Raw genomic sequence first — 24,569 nt, forward strand, 5'->3', positions numbered from 1 at the left:
TATATTGATATTAAATGTGGAATAAATATATAATTAATAAAGGGGGTTAAAATGTTTGAAGGAGGAATAATAATGAGTATAAATGAAGTAGCGAAAATATGTCCACTTTGTGGACAAGATAATAATTGTAAACACGGTGAAGGTGGATGTTGGTGCGATACAGTTGAATTTCCAAAGTACATATTAGAATTAATTCCAAGTGATAAAAGGGGTAAAGCTTGCATATGTAAGTCTTGTTTAGAAAAGTATCAGAAGTAAGAGAAAATGTTTTTGAAGAAAAGTAAGGGGTGATGTAATTGAAAAAACAACAATATGATGTAGTCGTTATTGGCTCAGGTGTAGTGGGTAGTGCAATTGCAAGGGAACTTTCAAAATATGATTTGAGTGTAGGTGTGTTAGAGAAAGAGCTAGATGTAGTATGTGAGACAAGTGGCAGAAACAGTGGAGTACTTCATGCAGGATTTAACAGCAAGCCTGGAACACTTATGGCAAAATTTTGTGTTAAGGGATGCAGGGGCTTTGACAAAGTGGCAAAGGAGTTAGATATACCTTTTAAAAGAACAGGAAAGCTAGTAGTAGGCTTTAGTAAGGAAGATATGGAAGGACTAAAAGCATTAAAAGCACAAGGAGATGCAAATGGAGTTCCAGGTCTCGAAATTGTATCCCGTGAAAAAATCAAGGAATTAGCACCTAATGTAGAAGGAGTAGCAGCTTTATATTCACCCATGACAGGAATACTAGATCCATTTATATATACAATTGCATTAGCAGAAAATGCTTGCCAAAATGGTGTGGATTTTTATTTTGATAGAGAAGTAACTAATATTGAAAGAAAAGAAAATGGATATGAGATTATTACAAAAAATAAAGAAATCTATTTTAGTAGATGGGTAATTAATAGTGCAGGGTTAAATTCTGATAAAATAGCAAGAATGGTTGGTGTTACAGATTATACAATATATCCATGTAGAGGAGAATATTTTATTATTGATCAAAGCCTAGGCAAATTTCTTGAAATTCCAGTCTATCCAGTTCCTAATAAGAAAGAAGGTGGTCTTGGCGTACATCTTACACCTTCAATTCATGGCAATATATTTATTGGGCCAAGTGCTTATTATATAGATGAAAATGATAACTATTCTTCAACTGAGGATATTATGAACATGCTTATAAAAGAGGGTACAAAAATATTGCCTCAAATCAAAAGGGAACATTTCATCAGAAATTTCTCAGGCATAAGACCAAAACTTGTAAGTAAGGAAAAAGGTGGATATGTAGACTTTGTAATAGAAGAAAGAAAAGAAATACCTAATGTAATTAACTTAATAGGAATTGAATCTCCAGGACTCACTTGCGCTGTTCCAATTGCAGAGTATGTAGTCGAAAAAATTAAAAATAGGGAAACCTTAAAAGAAAATATAAATTTCAATCCTATTAGAAAGGGAATAGTAAAACTTATAGAACAATCTGAAGAAAAACAGGACACACTGATAAAAGAAAATTCTGATTATGGGGAAATTATTTGCAGATGTGAAAATATTACAAAAGCAGAAATCTTGCAAGCAATAAATAATCCATTAGGGGTAGATACATTAACAGGTATTAAATATAGAACAAGATCCATGATGGGAAGATGTCAGGGTGGATATTGCCAAACTAGAATTGCAGAAATCATTATGAAAGAAAAAAATGTAAAAGTTGATGAAGTAACTTATTTGAGAAAATATGGAAAGATGTTTTTAGGGGAGGTAAGACAATGCAAGTAATTCAAAAGGAAGCAATTATAATTGGTGGTGGACCAGCTGGACTTGCAGTAGCTCTAAAATTAAAAGAAAAAGGTATAGAAGACGTTTTAATATTAGAAAGGGAAGAAAAACTTGGTGGAATATTAAAACAATGTATTCATGATGGATTTGGTTTAACAAGATTTAAGCAGGCTCTTAGTGGTCCCGAATATGCTAATAGATTTATAAAGCAGGTAAAAAAAGCAAATATTGAATTACAAACAGGAGCAACTGTAATAAATCTTACAAATAACAAGGAGGTTACAGCAGTTACAAGAGGGGGGCTAAAAAAATATAAATCTAAAGTAGTAGTGCTGGCCATGGGTTGTAGAGAAAGAACAAGAGGCGCTATAGGTATACCTGGCACAAGACCGGCGGGGGTATTTACTGCCGGAGTAGTCCAAAGCTACATGAACATAAAAAATATTATGGTTGGGAAAAGAATTGTTATATTAGGGTCTGGAGATATAGGACTTATAATGGCAAGGAGACTTACCCTAGAAGGGGCAAAAGTATTGGCCGTAATAGAGAAACTACCTTATCCTAGTGGACTCTCAAGAAATATAGAACAATGTTTAAATGACTATAATATTCCCTTATATTTAAATCATACAGTAACAAATATTAAAGGAAAAGAAAGATTAAAATCAGTAACTGTAAGTGAATTAGATAACAATGGACAAGCTATTACAGCAGCAGAAAAAGAGTATCAATGTGATACATTAATACTATCTGTTGGACTTATTCCTGAAAATGAGTTAACTCTTAAAGCTGGAATAAAACTTGATGCAAAAACTAAAGGGCCTATTGTGGACGAAAATTTACAAACTAGCGTAGAAGGAATTTATGCAGGGGGTAATGTGCTTCATGTGCATGATTTAGTAGATTTTGTATCTGCTGAAGGTGAAAATCTTGCAGAGGCAGCAGCAAAATATATAAGAAATGAAAAGCAAAATCAAAGCCATATTTTAATAACAACAGATGAAACTGTTAATAATGTAGTTCCACAAAAAATAAGTGGAAAGCAAGATGTAGAAATAACTTTAAGGGTGAGTAGACCTTCAAGAGATGGTGCTATAGAAATTAAGCAGGGTGAAAAAGTGATCAAATTAACAAATTTTAAAAAATTAAATCCTGCAGAGATGATACACTTAACATTAAAAAAAGAAGATATTATTAGCAGTGAAAATATTAGGGTGGTGGTAGCAAAATGAATAGAGAAATGACATGCATAATTTGTCCAAATGGCTGCGAATTAACTTTAGAATTAGAAGAAAAAGTTATCAAAAAAGTGATTGGAGCTTGTTGTAAAAAGGGAATAGCATATGCCTCCCAAGAAATACAAAATCCTAAAAGAACTATTTCATCATTAGTTAAAGTAAATAATGGAGAAATGCCCCTTGTTAGTGTAAGAACCACAATAGGTGTTCCTAAAGACAAGATATTTGATGTTATGAAAGAGATTAAAAACATACAAATTGATGCACCTATAAAAATTGAACAAGTGCTTATCTACAATGTGTTAGGGCTTGGCGTAGACATTATTGCTACAAAGTCTATAGATAAGAAATAAATCATTAAGACTAATATATAAAAAGCCATATTTTCATTTATCTAGTTGAAAATATGGCTTTTTAATGAAAAAATTACTTTGTTTTAAAAGTACCTAAAAAGACGTTTGGAAAACTATATTTAGTTGTTGTTATTAATTGCATTTATACTAATCTATATTGGCATAATTTTTTTGTGTGTTTTTTAAATTATAATCAAGGCTTATGTTGATTAATAATAAATATATACCAATAAACATTAAAAATATATTGATAAACAATAAATAATGTGATATGCTATGGTTAATACTTAATTAAAATGTAATGTATGAAAATAATTTTTATAGCTGAAAAGCGGGAAAGGAGTTTGCAATGAAGAAAAAATATTTAACTTTAATACCATTTATTATAGGAGCTGCTTGTATGGTTGCCTATAACATAATCGGATCTGAAGTCGCTCCAGATGGTACTCTTTTAGAACCCTTTTATTTAATACCAATGAGTTACTTATTCTTGGCTATTGGTATAATTCTTGTACTAGCAGTAAGCAGAGTGTCATTCTCTCGTAATTCTAAAAAAATTGAAAAATAAATATTTGGACTTAAATTGAAATTTTTGATTTAAATGATGGATGGGCATTTAGTGCTTATCCATTTTTTTTTTGACACTTGCCAGTAGGGTGGTATCATTTTTAATTTCTAATGTGACAATATTATCTTAATTTAGCAAAGTTAATATGATAAAATGGGGTTAATGAAAATTTTAAAAATAAGATGTGAAATTTTGCAGTAAGTTTAGTTAAGAATAAGAACTTACCACCAAATGGTAATACTTTTAGAGAGAGAGGTAAATCAAAATGAATATTATAAACGTTGATAATAGAAATATTGATACTGAGCACATTTGTTGTGCAATCACTGATAAAAAAGGTGAATGTTGTATTTCATCTAAAAAAGCTTGGCTAAAAGGGTGCTACAATGATGGACTTATGTTTAAAAAGCTTGATGTACGGGGAAAGGTATTTGTTGAATATATACCTGCTGAAAATGCATGGTGCCCAATAATAGCTGAGGAATATATGTTTATAAACTGTTTTTGGGTTTCAGGGAAATTTAAAGGGCAAGGTTATGCAAACAAGCTGCTAGAAGAATGTATAAGTGATGCAAAGCTCAAGGGTAAAAAAGGTCTTGCCGTTCTTTCATCAAAAAAGAAAATGCCCTTTTTATCAGATCCTAAATACTTGAAATATAAAGGTTTTGAAGTATGTGACAGAGCGGAACCATACTTTGAACTGCTGTATCTTCCTTTTGAAAAAAGCACAGAAAAACCAAAATTTAAGGAGTGCTGTAAAGACGGGATAACTGATAAGAAGGGTATAGTTTTATATTATTCAAACCAATGTCCACACACTGAAAAATACGCACCTTTGATTGCTGAAATTGCTAAGGCAAGAGGTATTAACTTCGCTTTATTAAAGTATCAAACAAAAGATGAGGCACAGAATGCACCTTCACCATTTACAACATATAGTCTTTTTTATGAGGGTGAATTTGTAACCAATGAAATATTATCGGACAGTAAGTTTATAAAATTTCTTGAGGGAAAGGGTTTATAATTTTGAAACTACAGGGCAATGATTACGTATATTTAATCATTCTTTTACCTATTACAAATTTATCTTTGTAATACCCAGTTAATTCAGATATTTTTATAACATCGCAGGCGTTAGGAGAATGTACGAATTTATTATTCCCAATATACATTCCAACATGAGAAACTTCATGAGGTAGAGCTGGATTTGTCATAAAAAAAACTAAATCGCCCTTTTCAAGATTATTTATAGTAACAGATCTACCCTGGTTTATCTGGTCCATAGATGTTCTAGGCAAATCTATCCCAAAGTTTTTGTAGATATACTGAACAAACCCTGAACAATCGAATCCTCCACTTATATACTTCCCACTAGTGTCAGATATTGCTGGTGTTGTACCGCCCCATAAATACTGCATCCCTAAAAATGCATTTGAATAGGATACTAAATCATTTCCAGTTACTAATGCATGGTATTGCTTTCCATTTGCAATATATAGGGCCTTGTTTAGTGGAGTTTCAAAATTCGAGAAAACAATAAAAATCATATATATTAATGCTGTTACAGGAATAAAGGTTACATGCCAAAGCGCAATTGGATTTCTTTTTTTTAGAGTTTTTCTCATAATTTCTCCCCCTCCGGTGATTTAAGATACCTTATATTAAATTACTGTACCATTTCAAATAATATTCTAAAATGTTTAGAAAAATTAGCAAGATTGCAGAATCTATATTACAATATATATAAAATAGTTAAAAAGTAATTGCAGAAAGGGAGTAATAGGAATGAGTTTTTTATTTAAAGATAAAAACAATGATGGAGTAGAAAGAGTTGGATTTGAAGAAATTTTAAGTGAGGATAGAATGATTAGAAGGGAAAAAAGATTTAGAATATTAAATACAGTAATTATATATAATTCAGAAGAAGATTATTATGAATCCTTGGCTACCTGTGTTAATGAAAATAATGTAATAGAAACTATAAGTATAGAAGCATTTGATATACAGGAAAATGTTATAGAGCTTAAAGGTGCATATATTGATTATGAAGAGTATGAAGAAGACTCAGAGGTAAAATGCAGTGGAAAAATATATTATTTGTAAATTTATTATGATTATCAATTATAAGGTGTGGAAATTATTTTTAATTGTTAATTAATAGATAAGTATGCTGGATAGAGGGTTAGTTGCTATCCAGCATTTTTTAATCACATTTTTTTATACAACTTCTATTTTATTTAGGTCATCTCATTTTTGCCCAATCGCCATACAGTAATCAATACTGAACAAATAAGGATGGGAATAGCACACAAAAGCAGTTTGTAAATGTCAAAATCTAAAACTGTTAAACCCCGCACAATCCGTTGCATCTCAATTGATACCATAACACCGCTATAGCAAAACGGATAGGCAGTCCATAAGGTGGTATTTCCAACTAATACGGCAGGTATTACAAAGAGCAGGTTAAGGTCCATGGATAAAATCGGTTTTTCAATAATAGTAGTTATCATCCACATAATAGTGACTTCCGGAATAGCAGAAAGCATTAAAATTGCACTCCATTTAAGAATATAGAGCACAGGTATCCCTTCGGCAACTTTTGTTACATGGGTGGTATAAAGCCCTGCCACTATAAAGAAAAGGAAGAATATAAAAAGTTGCACACTTAAATAACTGATTAAAACTACAAGTTTTGCCAATGCTAATTTAGCGCGGCTTACAGGAAGAGCCAGCATGCTGAAATCTAACAATGGGTTTTTTACTAAGGTTGTATTTGGAATAGAGGTTGCATAATGCTCCAATTAGTAAAAAAATGTGAAATAACTGTTGAAATGACCAATATGGACAATGAATTTTGAAAACCAAATATTATATATATTGACAATATATGTACTATACTATATACTTATTAATAAGATAGGGGAGTAGTTAACACAAAAAAAATTGTGCAATAAAGTCAACATACTGATAAGATTTATCTGGCTTTATTTTAAATAACGAGACTTATCTGCAGAGAAAGACTGCAGATAAGTCTTTTTTTGTAACTAAAATTTAAATAAAGGGGAATAAATCATGAGTTTGCTTGAATTGTTTGTTATTGCAGTTGGTTTATCAATGGATGCCTTTTCAGTAGCTATTTGTAAGGGATTATCAATGAAGAAGATTAGTATTAGGAAAGCAGGAATTGTAAGTTTTTACTTTGGAACATTTCAATCAGGTATGCCCTTGATTGGCTATTATTTAGGAATACAGTTTCAAGATAAAATTACATTTATTGACCATTGGATAGCATTTGTACTGCTTGGATTTATCGGTATAAAAATGATTGTAGATTCGAGAAAAAGTAAATGTCAGATTGCAGTTGAATCTTTGGCTGATGCGGATAGGGATGATTCCCTTGATTTTAAAAATATGTCTGTTTTAGCAATTGCAACAAGTATTGATGCTTTAGCGGTAGGTGTAACCTTTGCCTTTCTTAAAGTAAATATTGCTTTAGCAGTTTCCTTTATTGGAATTGTTACTTTTACATTGTCAATGATCGGTGTAAGGATAGGAAATGTATTTGGTGCAGTATATAAATCAAAAGCAGAATTTGGAGGTGGGCTCATTTTAATAATTATGGGAACTAAACTTTTGCTTAATCATTTAGGATTGATCAATTTTTAGGGATAAGAGTCGTAAGAAAATATTATGAAATCTAAAGAGATTTTTATCAAATATGAGGATTAAAGTATTTGAAAATTTCTTTAATGGTGAATTATGAGCATTTAGAATATTCTTGACCTTGCTTTTGAAAACCGCGAATTAATTTAAATTTTTTATATGTAATGTAGCCTGAACAATACTAACTCATCCTCTGTAGTCATATTATCAGTTATACCAATAATCCAATTCCCATCTTTGCCCATTCCCTTAACTAAAACCTCTGGATTCTTTGTAAAAGATGCCGATGTAACAACATCTGTTTTGTTTGCAATTGTTGGTTCTGCTTTCTTAGCACACCCCGTAAATACGGCGGCTAAGGCTACTGCTACTATTATTGCTCTGATTTTCATAACAAGTTCCCCCTTATGTTTCTCTGATACTTATTAGACCAACTTAATATAGCGCAGATAAAAACAAATATCAATTGATATTTGTTTTCAAACGCAAATTCACAACACTGATCCAGTTATTTCTCATTGTTTAAGCATTGTAACAAACTTCAGTGCAAATGAATTTACTAGACTTTTAAAACTCCTGTAGGTGCTTTAACTTATGAGGTACACTACCGTCCTTCAAAAGATTAGCAACATATAACAATATTTATTGATTTACATGTAAAAAACGCTGCAAAGTATTAATAAATCTACGTTTAACCTCATTATGGAAATGTTCGATAATGTCATAAATTTCATGAAATTAGCAATTTCCTATTTGACAGGAACAATTTTGTTTATACAACCATAAAATAATTTATAATGATTTTAGGAGTGGTAGTAAGTATGTATTTATATCCATATGAATATTTCCGTGGAGGGTTTTACTCTAATCCAATGAAAATTACTAAGGCAGAATTAGATTTAATGAATACCATGCGTATGCTTTGGGAACAGCATGGAGCCTGGACAAGAATGGCCATAACTAGCATGGTTTTTGGGTTGCCGGATGAAGAAATGGTTGTTAATCGGCTACTACAAAATCCAGTAGATTTTGCTAATACATTGAAGTTTTTCTATGGAGACAAAATTGCTTCAAAATTCAGTGATTTATTAAAAAGCCATCTTGTTATAGCAGCACAGCTTGTAAAAGCAGCTAAAGCAGGAGATAACAAATCAGCCACTGAAGCAGAAAAAAAGTGGTATGAAAATGCAGATGAGATAGCTAGTTTCCTAAGTTATATCAATCCTTATTGGTCAAGGGAAAGTTGGAAAGCAATGCTACATGAGCATTTAGCACTTGTTAAAGCAGAAGCAGTTGCAATGCTTACCAAAGATTACGCAGCTGGCATCAAAGTTTACGACAAAATTGAAAGTCAAGCTCTAGAAATGGCTGATATGATGGCAGAGGGTATTATTAAACAGTTTTCTTATTAATTTATAAAATAGTTTTTAAATTGCTGCAATTAGCACTCAGCTGCTACCGTTTTTAACGGTTTAGTTCTATTCATATACGAAAAAACAAGCATTATAATTACAATGCTTGTTTTAATGACGTAAAGGGTTAAATGAGATAAAAAGATTAAAGTTAATGTAAATATTGGTAGATAATAAACTTCATTCTAGTGGCGTGGAATATTTAGCTAAACTTCAAAAGGAAAATAATGATACAATAGAAAATTTATTTATTACAGATATTAATGCTAAAGGCGTTATTAGCAATGATAATGAAGATTATGATTTTTCAGATCGTGATTATGTTAAGCAGGCTTTAAAAGAATCTAGAGCTCAAAGTGGAGTTTTCAAGTCTAAAAAATCAGGTGGAACTATTATTGCAATTGCCTATCCTTTAATGCTTGATAATAAAGTAGTTGTAGCTATAAAGAAAAATATAATAGCAATAGCGCTAATATCGTTATTTATTGCAATGCTTTTATCGTATTTTTTCACAACAAAAAAAATAATAGAACCTATTAAGATTTTACAAAAATTAATGGTAAAAGCTGGTGAGGGCGATTTAACAGTTAGAGCTGAAATAACTACTAAAGATGAAATTCAAACTTTAGGGGAATGTTTTAATCTAATGATTAAAGACCAATCAGATATAATAAGTAGAGTTAGAAGTGGTGCGAAGGAACTGGCAGCAGCTTCTGAGGAAATATCTGCATCGACTGAAGAAATAACTTCATCAACGGAACAAATTGCTGAGAATATACAAAACGTTGCCTTTAATGCAGAGAATCAAAATAATTCAATAATAGAAACATCAGAAGTTTTAGTTCAACTTTCAAGCTTAGTTCAAATAGCTGAGAACAAAGCTCTTATTGCTAAAAACAATTCTCGGGATACTGTGAGTGCTGCAAAGCAAGGAAGAACTAAAGTTAAGGAAACTGTTGAAGCTATTGAAAATATTAATAAAACATCAATGGACACAGAAGTTATATTAAAGGTGTTAAATGAATTATCAAAACAAGTTAGTGGAATTATAAACACAATTAACAATATTTCCTCTCAAACTAATTTGTTAGCCTTAAATGCGGCTATTGAAGCTGCAAGGGCTGGAGAGCATGGAAAAGGATTTACAGTAGTAGCAGATGAAGTTCGAAAACTATCAGAGCAAACAAATACTAGAGCAAATGAAATATCTTCATTGATAAATGAAATGGTGGTTCAAATAGATAGAGCTGTAGATTCAATGCATTTTGGTAAAGAGGTAGTAGAACATGGAGCTTTTGTAGCTAAGGAAACAGATGAAACTTTTGTTAGTATTATAAATGCAATTGAGCAAATATCAAAAGATATTAATAAAATAGCAGATATTAAAAAGGATGAAGTTGCAAGTTCTGAGCAAATAGTAAAACTTATAGATTCCGTTGCAACTATTACTGAAATAACAGCTACAAGTAGTGAAGAAGTTGTTTGTAGTTAATATTGTTTATATATAAATTGTTTTAAAATTCACAACATTCTTGACAATGAATATATATCATGCTAAAATTTCCACAAACAGTAAATGGAAAAGGGGGATTAATTTAATGATTAGTAAAAAAATCACAGCGATTACAATTTGTGCGTTTTTAACCACCACATTATTTGGCTATATTCCAGTAAAGGCATTGGATAAGATGTTTAAAAATAACATAAAAGAAAGTAATATACAAGGGGTGCAGGTAGCCAAAACAGAGGCAAAGGCTCCAAACAAGAAACTGACAGTGATGGTTTATAGCGACGCAGATAATAATTTAGAGCAAGGCTTACTTCAGGATATAGAGGAAATGAAGGTTGGATATGTAGATAATTCAGACTTAAACGTGATTGCTTTGGTGGATAGAACACCAGATTATTCAGATGATGAAACTGTACTTGGAGAAAATTTTTCGGATGCGAGGATGTATAAAATTGAAAATAATAAAGTGGTAAGAATTGAAGGTGGAAAAAATTTTCCTGAGATAACAAAAACTAGTGAGTATGAAGCAAATATGGGAGATGCACAAACCCTTAAGAAATTTATAGATTCCTGCAAAGCAAATTATCCAGCAGATAAATATGCACTTATTATGTCTAATCATGGTGGTGGAGTAAGAAACGATAAGTCAGTACAAGAGCCTAAAAATCCAAAGGCAGTATGTTGGGATGATACAAATGATGAGGACTGTTTATATACTGGAGAAATATCAGATGTACTGACCAATGATGAATCAGTGAATGTACTAGCATATGATGCTTGTTTAATGGGTGCTGCTGAAATAGCATATCAATATAGACCTGGCAATGGCGGGTTCCAAGCAAATGTTATGGTAGCGTCTGCACCAATAGTTTGGAGCGAAGGATTTAAGTATGATAATATATTTAAACGTCTAAAAGCTGGTGGTGGAAGAACTTCAGAGACTGATTTAACGTTAAAAGGAAAAGAACAAAATTTTGATCCTTCTACAGTTACAGATTTACAATTGGGTGCTCTAATGGTAGAAGAACAAAGAGATGCTGCTGAGTCTGCAAAAGAAAATAATCAAGTTTTAAGCTGTTTTGACCTTTCAAAAATAGAAATTTTAAAGAATTCTGTTGATAAAATGGCTATAAGTTTATGGGAAGAAAATAAGAAAGCAGATATAGAAAGACTTAGAGGAACTGAAAAAAAGACAACGCTTCTTCATTATTTTGATGAAAATGATAAAAGAGAGTGGCTATCCTATCCTTACTTTGACTTATATGACTTGTGTAGAACAATAAGTACAGACAGTGCTTTTAGTACTTCTATTAAAAAATTAGCCACAACTGTGATGCAAAATGTAGATGATGTAGTAGTTTATTCTTATGCTGGGAAAAAATTCAAAGGATTCACAGAAGGGAAAACGGGGTTAAGTGTTTTCTTGCCAGACGGAAATAAAATGTACAGAGATGTAACTGCAAATACAAGCTATTCAGAGTGGAAGGGACAAAGATGGTACAATTCTATAGATACAACCATACTTCAACCAGATTATTTATATGGTAAATTAAATTGGTGCAAAGATGGACAAACTCCTAAAATAAATGATATTGGAAATTGGTTTGAACTGCTTGATTGTTGGTTCGATAGTAGCAACGGTGACAATGGCGGAGATAACGGATACCAATGGTAAAAATTTAAATTACTTATTTTATGTAAGCTTTTGTATTAGCTTAAAAAGGATAATACAGAAGCTTACATTTTGTTTATGGGGTCTCGTCAACATAGCCCTCAAGCTAGGAAAATTCTATAAAAATAAAGACACCCCATTTGTAAAAATATTATCATTTGAAAGACAATAAAATACATCAATGGTTGTAAATTACAAAATCACTTTTTAAAATATCCCCAGTAGGATGTTGTATAGTGTCTCTTACTAATTTCTCTGAATTCTCATCAGGGTGTGTAACAACTGTACTCTCTACAATCTTATCACGTGCATTAGTTGGTTCATGTTTAGGAGTAACAACTGTACTTACTGGAACCTGATCACATACATTAGTTGGTTCATATTTAGGAGTAATAACGGTACCCACTGGAACCTGATCACATACATTAGTTGGTTCATGTTTAGGAGTGACAACGGTACCCACTGGAACCTGATCACATACATTAGCTGGTTCATGTTTAGGAGTAACAACGGTACCCACTGGAACCTGATCACATAGATTAGTTGGTTCATGTTTAGGAGTAACAACGGTACTTACTGCAACCTGATCACTTGTATTAGTTGGTTCATGTTTAGGAGTAACAACTGTACTCACTGGAACCTGATTACGTGCATTAGTTGGTTCATGTTTAGAAGTAACTAATGTATTTACTGCAACCTGATTACTTGTATTAGTTGGTTCATGTTTAGGAGTAACAACTGTACTCACTGCAATTCGATCACGTGCATTCCTTGTTTTATGTTTAGGAATAACAACGGTACTCACTGCAACCTGGTAACTTGCATTAGTTGGTTCATGTTTAGGAGTAACAAAGGTACTCACTGGAACCTGGTAACTTGCATTAGTTGGTTCATGTTTAGGAGTAACAAAGGTACTCACTGCAACCTGGTCACGTGCATTAGTTGGTTCATGTTTAGGAGAAACAACAGTATTCACTGCAACCTGATCACGTGCATTGGTTGGTTCATGTTTAGGAGTAACAAAGGTACTCACTGCAACCTGATCACTTGCATTAGTTGGTTCATGTTTAGGAATAACAATGGTACTCATTGCAATCTGATCACTTATATTTGTTGGGTTATGTTTGTGGGTAATAACTGTACTCACTGCAACTTGAACATTTACAGCTTCTTGTTTAGGAGTAATGACCGCACTGGCAATATCTGTATTTTTTAGATTTTTATAATAAGCATAGACTGGGGAGTAATCCTTGATTTTATTAGCAGATAAATTCAAACTAGTCAATTTAGTCAATCCTTCTAAAGAATCGATGTTGCTAATTTTATTAAAAGATAAATCTAAAGCAGTTAATTTAGTCAATCCCTCTAGAGGTTCTATGTTGCTAATTTGGTTATTGCTTAAACTTAAAGAAGACAAATTAATAAAATTTTCTAGCCCTGAAAGATTCGTAATATGTTTGTCTTTAGTATTTTTCAAGTTTGTTATTTTATTAACATATCCCAGTAATATATCGCCAGTAGGGCATTGTAGCTCATCTCTTATTGTCTTTTCTAAATTCTTATCTGGGAATGTAATAATTGTACTTTCTGTAATCTGTTCACTTACAGATTTTTGATGGGTGGCGTTATTTAAAAACGCGTTTTCAACAGAACTACAACCAACAATATTAATACTAAATAAAATAATAATTAAAATAGTTAACCGCTTAAATTTTATATAAGAAACGTTTCTCATGTTCTTAATCCCCCATTTGTAATAATGTCCGCCATGGTTTTAGTGTTTTAGTTCTATAAGAATATTATAAATAAATATCGGAAAGCTCCACTCGTATATTTTCATCTCCACTTTTCATTTTGCTACCATATAACGTATTTTCATGAAGTACCTTTCCAGAAGGAAGCATAACTGTAAACTTACTTCCTTTCCCAAATTCACTTTTAGCATATACACGACCACCATGTAATTCTACAATTGACTTAACTAAATTAAGGCCAATACCTGTACCTTCAGCATTTCTTGATAGTGATTTGTCTACCTGTTTAAATCTATCAAATATCGTAACCAAGTTCTCTTCTTCAATGCCAATGCCATTATCTTTGACTGATATTTCAACAAATTCATTCTTATCCTTAACATCTACAAATATTTTACCCCCTTTATCTGAAAACTTTATCGCATTTGATATAAGATTTAATACTATTCTCTCTATCTTTTCTGGGTCACATGCAATAATTTTTTCTTCTATATCTGTATCAAAAATAATATGTAAGCCTTTGCTGCCAGTAAAATTGCTTGTAGACAGAACTATTTCTTCTACAACTTGGACTATATTGTTATTTGATAAGTTCAATTTAAAGAATCCTGCTTGGATTTTTGATGAATCAACTATATTATTTATAAGTTTGGATAACCTATAGGAATTTAGTTTCATTGAGTCAAGGTATTTACTAATTGTTTCACGTCTTTCGTCTAGTGAACCATTATAGCAATACATTTGAACTAATTGTACTGCAGAAGAAATTACATTTAATGGTGTTTTAAGTTCATGTGAAATATTTGCAGTAAACTCTTCCTGTGAAATAAGTAATTTTTGTAGCTCATTATTCATTTCATTTTTTTTCTTAACTTCTTCATAGGTATAATTCCATATATATCTGATAAACATAAAATTAACCAAAGTAAGTACACTACCTAAAAAAATCAACAGGTATTTCTGAAATTTCTGAGCATTTGCAACTTTGTTAAGTGAACTATTTACTTCTAAATCAATTTTATTTATTAATACATTATCAGAATCCCTAAACTTATCAACTAAATTTTTACCCTGCTCTAGGTTCAATTTCGCCTCATTTGATTTGCCATTATCGACTAAAGCTATTTGCTCTTTAAAAAACATTTGAATAGAGTTCACCTGTTCATTAAGTTGATTAGTAATTTTAACGCCCAATGCCGTATCCTTTAAAGTATACAGGGAATTATAATATCCCCATAATTGTTTATTTCCTAAATAATAGGGTTCTAAAAATTTTTTGTCTTCTGAAATAATATAAGCCCTAATACCTGTTTCTTCATTAATTACTGCTGTTAAAATTTCTGTTGAAAATGTTTTTGCTGGGAGTATTTTTTTTATAATAAAATCACATTCTTTACTTACTTTATTCATACTATAAATACTAAATAATATTATAATTAATGATAAACAAGCAATTGAAAAGTATCCTAATACCATAGTTCGTCTACTTCTACTCTTAACCATAATACATATCTCCATTTCCCAATAAAAATTTATCTTCAAAAATTACATTTACCACAATATTTACAAGTTGATATTCTAGTAATATATTACCATAATATGTTGCATTTTACTATATCCTTATTCTACCATAATGTGACACTCTTACTTAAAAATCTTACAAAGCCAATAAATTCCGCTTGAAATATACCATAAGGCGTATGCTAAAATCTTCAAGTTTTGCATCGTAGGAGTAAGAACTAGTGGACCATGTTACTAATTAATGCTAGTTTCAGCACTGCAAAATTAATTAGAATTTAATTAACATTTAACTGAAGTATCTAATAATATGTTGAAACCAGTGCCTTTGAGGAGTTAAACCTTAGTTAATAACTTTGTCAAAATTAACTAGAATTATAAATAAATTAGAGATAAAGAGATAGGTATTTGTTGCTTTACTTATACCGTATTGGCAAATTTTTTTTTGTTAATATGATAAGTATTGTTATAATAGTGACAAGTTATATTATAATAATGACAATATAACTTGACATAAAAACTAAGCAATGATATATTGTATTTAACTGGCACCATAGCAGGCACTATTGCCTCTCTTGGATCTTTATTTAACTATATTTGGACAACAATTTAAGGAAGTGTTATTTTATGAAGGAAGAATTAGTATTAAAAAACAAACTTAAAGTAGCTAGAGCAGAAAATAATTTATCTCAAGGAGATTTAGCGGAAATGGTTGGCGTTTCTAGACAAACAATTAGTTCAATAGAAACAGGACAATTTAATCCAACTGCAAAGTTAGCATTAATATTTTGCATTGCATTAGATAAAAAGTTTGAAGAGCTATTTTACTTTGAGTAGGATAATGAGCCATATAAAAGGAGATTGTTAATCATGAAAAAAGAAGAAATTTTAGAAAAAAGCAAACGGGAAAATTTATGGGAAGATGAAAGAAGTAAACAAGTTAAAATAAAATCAGAAGAATATGCATCACAAATAGGAAATTTAATATTAGCATTAGTTATGCTTTGGAAAATCTTTCATAAAATGCCCTATGGTGATTTATTCGGCATTTTTTTTATTCAAATTGCAATTTCTAGTCTTTATAAGTATAAAAATAAAACAGAAAGCAAGTTATATTTAGTTATTGGAGTTATGATGCTATTTGCATCTAGTGTATTTTTATTAGATTTTTTTATTAATGGAACTTCATAAGCAGGGAAGATTTATTTTAAAAAAATGGACTAAGAGATTGCAAAGCAATAATAAGGCTATATTCCTTTAAATTATACTAAAAGGATTGTAGCCTTATTATTTGGGATGTGTTTATAGCACTTATCTCTAGCATATTAAAAACCTATCCCGTATATTTATTTAATTTTTCTAAAATAATTGTATCATAAGTAAGTATTTTGCCGAGCAAAAGTTTGATAGATTCTAAATCATTTGGCATATTTTTCAATTCTTCATTAATTATAGTATTTTTTTCGATAATAAGGTTTTTCAATTCTTGGTCTTTCATATTGTCACCCCCATTTATATATAATAAATAATTCTTACCTAGTATTTTTATATAATTGTGTCCTTATTGAATTATATAAAAAATTGATACTGTTTGCAAGTATATAGGTAAAATACGCATATATTGATTAGTTGGTTTTAAAATCCATAGACGTTATAAATTAGTAACGCCTATAGGTTGACCATCTTCATTAATTAATGTTATATAATCATTATGCTTAACGAAGTCACTATAATAAATATGTAGTACGGCAATTGTATCTGTAATGATAAGACAATGCACTTGCAACTATAAACGACACAATTTAAGGAAAGAAAAATAAGCTGCTTTACACTTATTAAAATTAATTAGAATTTTGTGAAATTTAACAAGAATTCAATTAACACTTAACTACAATAACTAATAATAGGTTGAAATCATTGCCTTTGAGGAGTTAAACTTCAGTTAAGAAGGTTGTCAAATTTAATTAGATTTAACGACATTTAAGAATGTTATTGAAATTTGTATACTATACTAAATTATATATTAAAAAAGTAGATAGTAAGTCAGATGAAATATTCTAGTTAGAATTACTATTTTAATAGTGAAGGGATGGTATAGGGATGAGTTTTATATTTAAAGACATAAAAAACAGTGGTGGAGTAGAAAAAATTGAATTTGCGGAAATTATTAATGTGGATAGACTTATTAGAAGAGAAGCAACCTTTAAAATACTAAATACAGCAATCATATATAACGCAGAAGAAGAGTATTATTATACACTGGCTACATGCATTAATGAAAAGAATGTAATAGAAACAATAAGTGTAGAAGGATTTGAAATACATGCAAATATTACAGAGCTTAGAGGTGCTCATATTGACTATAAGGAATATGAAGAAGATTCTGAAGTAAACTGTATTGGAATTATATATTATCCATAAACCCTCATTAAAATCAATACTTAAAGGAAGCAGTACTAGAACATAGTTGTATTTGATAAGATGAATTCCTGTCGAAGGATATAAGGACCTATAAAAATAAACTCTGTATTTTTTTATATGCGGAGTTTATTTTTATTTATCTTCAAAGAAAATAAGGCATGTAATATCCAAAGACATTTGCAAGAGTATATAAAACTTTATTTTAAGTAGATTGGCACTTTCAGTAGGGTAACTGTGAACTTTTAAGAAATGGTAACGAAATAGGCGAATATTTTCATTATTGAAAAAAATATAAATATACTTAAGAAGTTACTTAAATGGTCGAAAATAGTAAATATGTGATTAGAATTAAATTAACTGATATTGTATATGGAGGAATAAAAAATGAAAAAATCAAATATATTAAAACCGCCAGTAGAAGTTTTTTATGAAGAAGAATTAAAAGCATTAGAGCAAAATGATAAAGAGTTAAAACCGAAAAATTGGAGATTGTCTCCAAAGGCTGTGAAAACTTTTATATTAGGAAGCAGTAGAAATATTGAATATAATGATGGAAAAAAAATCAAGATAAATAAAAAGTTTTATGGAGATGATAGTCTTATTGAAAGATGCATAATAACCTTAGCAGGAAATAGAGGCCTTATGCTTGTAGGAGAGCCAGGAACTGCAAAGACTATGCTTAGTGAGCTTTTAAGTGCAGCTATAAGTGGTACAAGCACTAATACTGTACAGGGAACAGCAGGAACTACTGAAGATATGATTAAGTACAGTTGGAATTATGCTATGCTTTTAGGCACGGGACCTACTAAAGAAGCTTTAGTACCTTCACCTCTTTATGTAGGAATGAGCAGGGGAATAATAACTAGATTTGAAGAACTAACAAGATGTCCTTCAGAAGTACAGGACAGTTTAATAAGTATAGTTAGTGATAAGGTATTGAATATACCGGAATTAGGTGACGAAGGGCTTTTATTTGCAGAGCCAGGCTTTAATATTATTGCTACAGCTAATACAAGAGACAAGGGTGTAAATGAAATGAGCAGTGCACTTAAAAGAAGATTTAACTTTGAAACTATATTTCCTATAAGTGATGTTTCCTTAGAGGCTAAGATTATCCAGCAGGAAGTGCAAAAGCTGGTGGAAGAGTCAGGAATTAAAGTAAAGATAGATAGAGATGTGGTTAATATATTGGCAACTACCTTCCATGAATTAAGAGAAGGAGTTACATCGGAGGGTAGCAGAATAGATAAACCTGCTGCTGTTATGAGTACCGCTGAAGCTGTATCTGTTTGTTATCAAACGGCTATGACTTCTTATTATTTTGAAAAGTCAAAAATGACAGTAGATTCTATGGTTCAGAATATATTAGGAACTGTAGTTAAGGAAAGCAGAGATGATATAGATAAGCTAAAAAATTATTTTAACATTATTGTAAAATCTAAAAGCTTAAAAGAGGGTGGATTATGGAAGGAATTTTACGAGGCTAGGAAATGGATAAAATAGACGAAATATATAGAAAAGCCTATGACCTTTCAAATAATATTTTGTACTTTCCAGTAAGACATCATAGTCCAACTTGCTGCTTTCACTTAAAGAGTGTAATAGATGCTTATAAGCCAGAAATTGTGCTGATAGAAGGCCCTTCTGATGCTAATTCTGTAATACCTTATATTGGAGATGATAAAACGCAGGCACCTGTATGCATTTATTATAGTTACACAGATGAAAAAAAATTGGTTACAGAAGAAGGAGAAAAATACAAGTGTTATTATCCTTTTTTAGATTATTCACCAGAACTTTTAGCTATAAGGGAGAGTAAAAAAAGAAATATTCCAGCCGAGTTTATAGACCTTCCTTATGCAGAAATATTAATAAACAGTGAAGTCGGAAAAGGGCTTAGAAAGAGTGAAGAGAAGAATTCTTATAATGATGATTATTTGTTTGAAAAGAGTAAATTTATAAATTCCCTTTGTGAAAAACAAGGTTGTAGAAGTTTTAATGAACTTTGGGAAATGTTATTTGAAATAGATGGTTTAAAAATAGAAACAGGAAGCTTTATAAAAAATATGATAGCTTTTTGTTATCTTTCAAGATGCTTTGAAAGTGAGGAAATTCTTAAGGAAGAGGGATGTATTGCTAGGGAAAAATACATGGCTTCTAAAATAAAAGAATTTTCTTTGAAATATAATAAAATATTAGTGGTAACAGGTGGATTTCATACTTCAGGACTTATACAGCTTTCAGATGAAAATATAGAGATTAACTTACATAATATTAATGAAAAAAACATAGGGGCTTATGCTATGGTATATTCTTTTGAGGAAAGTGATCAGTTAAATGGATATGCTAGTGGTATGCCTTATCCAGCATTTTATCAGAGAATATGGGATAATCTATGCCAAGATATTGAAAATCCCTATGAAAAAGCTGTGCTAGATTTTATAGTAATGTGTGGAAGAAATATAAGAAATTCAGTAGGTGGAGTATCTATTGCTGATGAAATTGAAGCACTTAATATGGCAAAAGGACTTCAAAAACTTAGAAATAAGGCAGAGTGTGGGGTTTATGAGTTAAAGGATGCAGTAAAATCTTCTTTTATTAAAGGAGAATTTAATATGGCATCGGATGCGCCGTTAATGGATTTACTAAAGCTTTTAAGAGGAAACACCATGGGGTGCCTTTGTAGTAATGCAGAAGTACCTCCTATTATTTTAGATTTTAGACAGCTTTCCAGTAAATATAAATTGAAAATAAACAATACTTTGCAGCAGGAAGTGATACTGGATATTTATAAAAATAATAGGCATAGGGAAATAAGTGAATTTTTTCATAGGCTGAAGTTTTTAAAGACAGGTTTTTGTTTAAATACTAAAGGGCCAGATTTTATAAATAAAAAGAATGTAAATCTTATACGCGAAACTTGGAATTACAAATGGAACGTTAATGTAGAAAGTAGTTTGATTGAAAATTCAGTACAGGGTGGAACACTGAAAGAAGCAGTAGAATCTTTACTTTTAAAGAAACTGTCCAGTAATGCATGTGATAGTGGTGTTATGTCAGAGGGGCTTATAGAAGCTTTTATGATGGGATACACGCATATTCTTTTAAATGCTATATCTATTATAAAAGATATAGTTATAAATGATAACAATTTTTATTCCGTTGCTGAGTGTACCTATAATATTTATTTCTTATACAGTGGAAATATGCTGTTTTCAGCCACCCAGGATGAAAATTTAAAGCAGCTTTTAATACAATGCTATAACAAAGCAGTAACCTTAGTTCCAGAGCTTTATGCAGTACCAGAAGAAGAGGTAAATAAGGTTATAGGTAAATTGAAAGATTTATACTATATATGTTTAGAACCAGAGTTTGAAAACCATATGGATATATTTAAAGAAGCTTTATTTTCTCTTACAAATAAAACTTCAAGCAATGCAGCAATAGAAGGAGCGGCCTTAGGACTGCTACTTGGACTTAATGAAGTAGATACTTCTTATATATTAAAAAAGGCAGAAGGGTATCTTTACGGTACCGGGGATAAATTTTTAAAATCAGCTACTTTCTTAAAAGGATTATTTTCTACTGCAAGAGATGTGGTTTTAAGCGAAGAAAAAATGATTATAGGAATAGACAATGTGTTAAAGAATCTTAGTGAAGAGGATTTTTTAGGGCTTTTACCTGAACTTAGACTTTCTTTTAGTTTCTTTGTTCCAAGTGAAATAGACCAAATAGGTGAAGGTATAAGTCAGCACTATGGCATAAGTGAAAGAAAGCTGTTTAATGTAGAGGCAGTAGATCCACAGGAATTAAATTTAGCTATAGAGCTTGACAGGTTTGGGAAAGAAGCTTTAAAGGAGTTGGGAGTGTTAAATGAGTAAGGATATAAGCACACTTAATAGATGGAGATTGATTTTGGGAAAATATTCAAGCAATAACTTAAGTTTTTCGGAAGATAATATAAACTATGCTGATATGGATGCCTTACTAGAATTTTTATATGAAAGAGAGTATGGAGAGGAAAGAGGAATAAGAAATGATAAAAGATTAGGCTCTTTAAACCCTTCAAATCTTACAGTACCTCAGTGGATTACAAAGATAAAGGAATTATTCCCTAAAGAAACAGTAGAAATATTAGAAAAGCATGCTTTAGAGAAATACAACTTAAAGGAATTGCTTACAGATAAAACTGTTCTTGAAAAGTTGGAGCCAAATCCAGAGCTTTTAAAGAGTATTCTTCAAATGAAGCATCTTATGAAGGGTGAGGTTTTGGAAACTGCAAAGAAAATAGTAAAGGTTACAGCGGAAGAAATAGCTAAAAAATTGGAGCAAGATATAAAGACAGCTATTAATGGTAGATTAGATAGAAATAGATACGGTGGAATAAAGTCTTCACGAAATATAGATTTTAAAAGAACCATAAAACAAAATTTAAAGAATTTTAATAGGGAATTAAATACTCTTGTTGTGGATAGAGTTTATTTTAATAAAAGAGTAAAATCTTCTAATCCGTGGAATGTAATAATTGCAGTAGATGAAAGTGGAAGTATGTTGGATTCCGTTATTCATAGTGCTATTATGGCAGGAATATTTTCTAAATTACCTATGCTAAAAACAAAACTAGTTATATTTGACACAGAAATAGTTGACCTTACAGAATATGTAGATGATGTGGTGCAAACCTTGATGAGTATTCAATTAGGAGGAGGAACCAACATATCTAGAGCTCTTCAATATTGTAATGGGTTAATGGAAAATCCACATAAAACCATAGTAATATTGGTAACAGATCTTTATGAAGGTGGAAGTTATGGAAATATGTATGCCAGAGCAAAGGATATTATTGAATCTGGAGCAAAGCTTATAATACTTCCTGCTCTTGGTATAGATGCAGAGCCTGTATATGATAGAGGTGTTGCAAAGAAAATGGTGGCTTTAGGTGCAAATGTGGCGGCTATAACTCCAGGGGGGCTTGCAAAATGGATAGCGCAGATAATTTCTTAAAGAAAATGGGAGAGCTTTTATTAACTGTAGATGATGAATTCTTAATAGGAATAAGTAATAAAGGCACAGTCAATAGAGCTAAAAAGGATTTAGAAAAAGCGGAAGAAATAAATGTAGAGCAGGAAGATGCAGCTTTAAAATGTATTTTGGAAGATAAAACAGAATGTGTTATAAATGAGGATATTAAAGCTTATAAATGTTCATGTCCTTCAAGAAGTATATGTAAGCATGTAATAATATGTTATTTGTATGTAAAGAGTAATTTTAATTTTTTGTTTGGTATAGAAAATAAGAGTTTAAATGAAAATGAAAAATTTGATTTTGGTGAGTTTTTAAATATAGATATGGAAAGTTTATCAAAACTACTAGGAGAAAATTCTTTTAATGAAATAGTAAAAAGAATAAATTTCGGTGTAGGGGTAGAAATAGAAGAAGCTTCACTACTTACTATAAAATTTAAAGATGAAGATTATGTGGTTAAATTAATTCCAAATATTAAAGAAAAAACATTAGCTAAAGAAATTTTGGAGGAGGCCATATGTTCTTGCAAGAGTAAGGAAGTTTGCAGACATAAGGTAGAAGCTGTAATTCATTATGAAATTTTTAAAGGCTTTATAAAAAAAGAAAATCTCACTATTTTAAATAAAAAATCTAAAGCTGAAAAAACACTTTTGACTCAGGGGGTACTTTTAGTTAAAAAGCTTATGGAAGATATTTTATTTGTAGGGATATCTAGGCTTCCAGAAAATATTACAGATAAAGTAGAGAGCACAGCGGTATTATGCCACAGTTACAATCTACCTAATTTAGAAAAGATGCTTAGAAGTGTTAAAAGTGAAATAGAACTTTATATAAATAAAAATGCTTCTTTTTCCATAGCTTCTTTTAGAAAAAAAATAAGTTATATATATATTAATGCTTTAGCCATAGAAAACTGCAAGGATGAAAATAAGCTTTACAAATTATGTGGAGAACATAAGTCTGCTTATTATGATATATCACCAATTATCTTATATGGGATAGGAGCAGAATCTTGGAGTTCTAAATCAGGCTATGAGGGAATTACATATTACTATTTTGCAGAAAACAAAGGAGATTTATTTACTTATACCAGCTCAAGACCAACTTATTATGATAATAAAAAAAGAAACTATGGACTAGCTTATAGTGAAGTTCCAAGCTTTGGTATGGAAGGCAGTTTAGAGGAAATATCACAGCATTCAATAAGACTTGTTAATGGGAAAATTAATGATGAGAGAAGAATTTCCGCAAGTCAGCAAAGTAAAGGAGAGCTTTTAGAAAAAACAGATGTATATAAGTTGAATTTTAAAGAGTTATTCATAGATAACTGGCAACAACTTTTACAGGGATATTCTAAAGAAAATACAAATCTATATATTATTAAGGCTGCAAGCTATGAAAAAAGTTCCTTTGATAAAATAAACCAAAGGTTTATTTTACCTATTTATGACGCAGAGAAAAATATGATTTATATAGAGATAGATTATTCTAAAGAGAAAAAAAGAATGATACAAAAATTTGAAAGAATGGAAAGATTAAAGAAATATCCAGGCAGAATGCTTGTACATACTTATTTAAAGGAAGGACAACTTAGGGTAATACCTATTGTAGCTTATTATGAAAATGGGGATATAGTGAACTTAACATTAAACTAAAATGTTGTAAGGAG

The 24,569-nt window shown here is 30.7% G+C and carries 24 protein-coding genes; 18 read left to right on the forward strand and 6 right to left on the reverse strand.

Features of this window, described 5'->3' with window-relative positions; all coding sequences use genetic code 11:
- Positions 1–72: 72 nt before the first annotated feature.
- The 6 genes from G9F70_RS09660 (at position 73) to G9F70_RS09685 (ending at position 4,949) form a co-directional block, all read left to right on the forward strand.
- Positions 73–258: a cysteine-rich CWC family protein gene (locus G9F70_RS09660; RefSeq protein WP_164945660.1), complete on the forward strand. Its 186-nt coding sequence runs from the start codon at positions 73–75 to the stop codon at positions 256–258.
- Between the two features lie 38 nt (positions 259–296).
- Positions 297–1,766 (forward strand): NAD(P)/FAD-dependent oxidoreductase, encoded by a 1,470-nt coding sequence (locus tag G9F70_RS09665; protein WP_164945659.1) that lies wholly within the window; start codon positions 297–299, stop codon positions 1,764–1,766.
- Complete coding sequence (locus G9F70_RS09670) at positions 1,757–2,998, forward strand: NAD(P)/FAD-dependent oxidoreductase (RefSeq protein ID WP_263484288.1); 1,242 nt, start codon at positions 1,757–1,759, stop codon at positions 2,996–2,998. The genes G9F70_RS09665 and G9F70_RS09670 overlap by 10 nt, the downstream gene beginning before the upstream one ends.
- A complete protein-coding gene (locus G9F70_RS09675) occupies positions 2,995–3,357 on the forward strand; it encodes a DUF1667 domain-containing protein (RefSeq protein WP_164945658.1) in 363 nt (120 codons plus the stop codon). Before G9F70_RS09670 ends, G9F70_RS09675 begins: the two co-directional genes overlap by 4 nt.
- A gap of 349 nt (positions 3,358–3,706) precedes the next feature.
- Positions 3,707–3,925 carry a DUF3955 domain-containing protein gene (locus G9F70_RS09680; RefSeq protein WP_164945657.1) on the forward strand — a complete coding sequence of 73 codons (219 nt, stop codon included), beginning with the start codon at positions 3,707–3,709 and terminating at the stop codon, positions 3,923–3,925.
- A gap of 265 nt (positions 3,926–4,190) precedes the next feature.
- On the forward strand, positions 4,191–4,949 hold the full coding sequence (locus G9F70_RS09685) for an N-acetyltransferase (RefSeq protein WP_164945656.1): 759 nt from the start codon (positions 4,191–4,193) through the stop codon (positions 4,947–4,949).
- 22 nt (positions 4,950–4,971) lie between these two features.
- Here the strand turns inward: G9F70_RS09685 and G9F70_RS09690 are convergent, their stop codons facing one another.
- Complete coding sequence (locus G9F70_RS09690) at positions 4,972–5,550, reverse strand: C40 family peptidase (protein ID WP_164945655.1); 579 nt, start codon at positions 5,548–5,550, stop codon at positions 4,972–4,974.
- A gap of 160 nt (positions 5,551–5,710) precedes the next feature.
- Here G9F70_RS09690 and G9F70_RS09695 point away from each other — a divergent pair, with 160 nt between their 5' ends.
- Complete coding sequence (locus G9F70_RS09695; protein WP_164945654.1) at positions 5,711–6,028, forward strand: hypothetical protein; 318 nt, start codon at positions 5,711–5,713, stop codon at positions 6,026–6,028.
- A 134-nt stretch (positions 6,029–6,162) separates the two neighbouring features.
- Here G9F70_RS09695 and G9F70_RS09700 read toward each other — a convergent pair whose 3' ends face one another.
- Positions 6,163–6,726 (reverse strand): ABC transporter permease, encoded by a 564-nt coding sequence (locus G9F70_RS09700; RefSeq protein WP_224617487.1) that lies wholly within the window; start codon positions 6,724–6,726, stop codon positions 6,163–6,165.
- A 271-nt stretch (positions 6,727–6,997) separates the two neighbouring features.
- Between G9F70_RS09700 and G9F70_RS09705 the strand changes: the two genes are divergently transcribed.
- Entirely contained in the window at positions 6,998–7,591 is a 594-nt protein-coding gene (locus G9F70_RS09705; RefSeq protein WP_164945652.1) for a manganese efflux pump MntP family protein, read from the forward strand.
- 152 nt (positions 7,592–7,743) lie between these two features.
- Here the strand turns inward: G9F70_RS09705 and G9F70_RS09710 are convergent, their stop codons facing one another.
- A complete protein-coding gene (locus G9F70_RS09710) occupies positions 7,744–7,980 on the reverse strand; it encodes a hypothetical protein (protein WP_164945651.1) in 237 nt (78 codons plus the stop codon).
- 429 nt (positions 7,981–8,409) lie between these two features.
- On the opposite strand from G9F70_RS09710, the gene G9F70_RS09715 reads away from it, so the two are divergent.
- The 3 genes from G9F70_RS09715 to cloSI all read left to right on the forward strand — a co-directional run bounded on the left by G9F70_RS09715 (position 8,410) and on the right by cloSI (position 12,185).
- Positions 8,410–9,000, forward strand: a complete 591-nt coding sequence (locus G9F70_RS09715; RefSeq protein ID WP_224617488.1) for an acetylglutamate kinase — start codon at positions 8,410–8,412, stop codon at positions 8,998–9,000.
- Positions 9,001–9,163: 163 nt separating this feature from the next.
- Entirely contained in the window at positions 9,164–10,492 is a 1,329-nt protein-coding gene (locus G9F70_RS09720) for a methyl-accepting chemotaxis protein (protein WP_224617489.1), read from the forward strand.
- A gap of 106 nt (positions 10,493–10,598) precedes the next feature.
- Complete coding sequence (gene cloSI / locus G9F70_RS09725) at positions 10,599–12,185, forward strand: clostripain (protein WP_164945650.1); 1,587 nt, start codon at positions 10,599–10,601, stop codon at positions 12,183–12,185.
- 175 nt (positions 12,186–12,360) lie between these two features.
- On the opposite strand, the gene G9F70_RS09730 is transcribed toward cloSI, so the two are convergent.
- Both G9F70_RS09730 and G9F70_RS09735 read right to left on the reverse strand, forming a co-directional pair.
- Entirely contained in the window at positions 12,361–13,917 is a 1,557-nt protein-coding gene (locus tag G9F70_RS09730) for a leucine-rich repeat domain-containing protein (RefSeq protein ID WP_224617490.1), read from the reverse strand.
- Between the two features lie 64 nt (positions 13,918–13,981).
- Positions 13,982–15,439 carry an ATP-binding protein gene (locus tag G9F70_RS09735; RefSeq protein WP_224617491.1) on the reverse strand — a complete coding sequence of 486 codons (1,458 nt, stop codon included), beginning with the start codon at positions 15,437–15,439 and terminating at the stop codon, positions 13,982–13,984.
- 642 nt (positions 15,440–16,081) lie between these two features.
- Between G9F70_RS09735 and G9F70_RS09740 the strand changes: the two genes are divergently transcribed.
- Both G9F70_RS09740 and G9F70_RS09745 read left to right on the forward strand, forming a co-directional pair.
- Entirely contained in the window at positions 16,082–16,291 is a 210-nt protein-coding gene (locus tag G9F70_RS09740) for a helix-turn-helix transcriptional regulator (RefSeq protein WP_164945648.1), read from the forward strand.
- Between the two features lie 33 nt (positions 16,292–16,324).
- Positions 16,325–16,645, forward strand: a complete 321-nt coding sequence (locus G9F70_RS09745; RefSeq protein WP_164945647.1) for a DUF6442 family protein — start codon at positions 16,325–16,327, stop codon at positions 16,643–16,645.
- Positions 16,646–16,787: 142 nt separating this feature from the next.
- On the opposite strand, the gene G9F70_RS09750 is transcribed toward G9F70_RS09745, so the two are convergent.
- Positions 16,788–16,952 carry a hypothetical protein gene (locus G9F70_RS09750; protein ID WP_164945646.1) on the reverse strand — a complete coding sequence of 55 codons (165 nt, stop codon included), beginning with the start codon at positions 16,950–16,952 and terminating at the stop codon, positions 16,788–16,790.
- A 602-nt stretch (positions 16,953–17,554) separates the two neighbouring features.
- Between G9F70_RS09750 and G9F70_RS09755 the strand changes: the two genes are divergently transcribed.
- The 5 genes from G9F70_RS09755 to G9F70_RS09775 all read left to right on the forward strand — a co-directional run bounded on the left by G9F70_RS09755 (position 17,555) and on the right by G9F70_RS09775 (position 24,555).
- Entirely contained in the window at positions 17,555–17,875 is a 321-nt protein-coding gene (locus G9F70_RS09755) for a hypothetical protein (RefSeq protein WP_164945645.1), read from the forward strand.
- A 384-nt stretch (positions 17,876–18,259) separates the two neighbouring features.
- Complete coding sequence (locus G9F70_RS09760) at positions 18,260–19,378, forward strand: ATP-binding protein (protein WP_224617492.1); 1,119 nt, start codon at positions 18,260–18,262, stop codon at positions 19,376–19,378.
- A complete protein-coding gene (locus G9F70_RS09765) occupies positions 19,366–21,756 on the forward strand; it encodes a DUF5682 family protein (RefSeq protein ID WP_164945643.1) in 2,391 nt (796 codons plus the stop codon). The genes G9F70_RS09760 and G9F70_RS09765 overlap by 13 nt, the downstream gene beginning before the upstream one ends.
- On the forward strand, positions 21,749–22,879 hold the full coding sequence (locus G9F70_RS09770; protein ID WP_164945642.1) for a VWA domain-containing protein: 1,131 nt from the start codon (positions 21,749–21,751) through the stop codon (positions 22,877–22,879). Before G9F70_RS09765 ends, G9F70_RS09770 begins: the two co-directional genes overlap by 8 nt.
- Complete coding sequence (locus G9F70_RS09775; protein WP_164945641.1) at positions 22,855–24,555, forward strand: SWIM zinc finger family protein; 1,701 nt, start codon at positions 22,855–22,857, stop codon at positions 24,553–24,555. Before G9F70_RS09770 ends, G9F70_RS09775 begins: the two co-directional genes overlap by 25 nt.
- Positions 24,556–24,569 lie beyond the last annotated feature (14 nt).

The sequence above is a fragment of the Clostridium sp. FP1 genome (assembly GCF_011065975.2).
GTDB lineage: Bacteria > Bacillota > Clostridia > Clostridiales > Clostridiaceae > Clostridium_AD > Clostridium_AD tagluense.

Coding starts and splice junctions, on each gene's coding strand:
- G9F70_RS09660 (WP_164945660.1), top strand. CDS start 73: ATGAGTATAAATGAAGTAGCGAAAATATGTCCACTTTGTGGACAAGAT.
- G9F70_RS09670 (WP_263484288.1), top strand. CDS start 1,757: ATGCAAGTAATTCAAAAGGAAGCAATTATAATTGGTGGTGGACCAGCT.
- G9F70_RS09675 (WP_164945658.1), top strand. CDS start 2,995: ATGAATAGAGAAATGACATGCATAATTTGTCCAAATGGCTGCGAATTA.
- G9F70_RS09680 (WP_164945657.1), top strand. CDS start 3,707: ATGAAGAAAAAATATTTAACTTTAATACCATTTATTATAGGAGCTGCT.
- G9F70_RS09685 (WP_164945656.1), top strand. CDS start 4,191: ATGAATATTATAAACGTTGATAATAGAAATATTGATACTGAGCACATT.
- G9F70_RS09690 (WP_164945655.1), bottom strand. CDS start 5,550: ATGAGAAAAACTCTAAAAAAAAGAAATCCAATTGCGCTTTGGCATGTA.
- G9F70_RS09695 (WP_164945654.1), top strand. CDS start 5,711: ATGAGTTTTTTATTTAAAGATAAAAACAATGATGGAGTAGAAAGAGTT.
- G9F70_RS09705 (WP_164945652.1), top strand. CDS start 6,998: ATGAGTTTGCTTGAATTGTTTGTTATTGCAGTTGGTTTATCAATGGAT.
- G9F70_RS09710 (WP_164945651.1), bottom strand. CDS start 7,980: ATGAAAATCAGAGCAATAATAGTAGCAGTAGCCTTAGCCGCCGTATTT.
- G9F70_RS09715 (WP_224617488.1), top strand. CDS start 8,410: ATGTATTTATATCCATATGAATATTTCCGTGGAGGGTTTTACTCTAAT.
- cloSI (WP_164945650.1), top strand. CDS start 10,599: ATGATTAGTAAAAAAATCACAGCGATTACAATTTGTGCGTTTTTAACC.
- G9F70_RS09730 (WP_224617490.1), bottom strand. CDS start 13,917: ATGAGAAACGTTTCTTATATAAAATTTAAGCGGTTAACTATTTTAATT.
- G9F70_RS09735 (WP_224617491.1), bottom strand. CDS start 15,439: ATGGTTAAGAGTAGAAGTAGACGAACTATGGTATTAGGATACTTTTCA.
- G9F70_RS09740 (WP_164945648.1), top strand. CDS start 16,082: ATGAAGGAAGAATTAGTATTAAAAAACAAACTTAAAGTAGCTAGAGCA.
- G9F70_RS09745 (WP_164945647.1), top strand. CDS start 16,325: ATGAAAAAAGAAGAAATTTTAGAAAAAAGCAAACGGGAAAATTTATGG.
- G9F70_RS09750 (WP_164945646.1), bottom strand. CDS start 16,952: ATGAAAGACCAAGAATTGAAAAACCTTATTATCGAAAAAAATACTATA.
- G9F70_RS09755 (WP_164945645.1), top strand. CDS start 17,555: ATGAGTTTTATATTTAAAGACATAAAAAACAGTGGTGGAGTAGAAAAA.
- G9F70_RS09760 (WP_224617492.1), top strand. CDS start 18,260: ATGAAAAAATCAAATATATTAAAACCGCCAGTAGAAGTTTTTTATGAA.
- G9F70_RS09765 (WP_164945643.1), top strand. CDS start 19,366: ATGGATAAAATAGACGAAATATATAGAAAAGCCTATGACCTTTCAAAT.
- G9F70_RS09770 (WP_164945642.1), top strand. CDS start 21,749: ATGAGTAAGGATATAAGCACACTTAATAGATGGAGATTGATTTTGGGA.
- G9F70_RS09775 (WP_164945641.1), top strand. CDS start 22,855: ATGGATAGCGCAGATAATTTCTTAAAGAAAATGGGAGAGCTTTTATTA.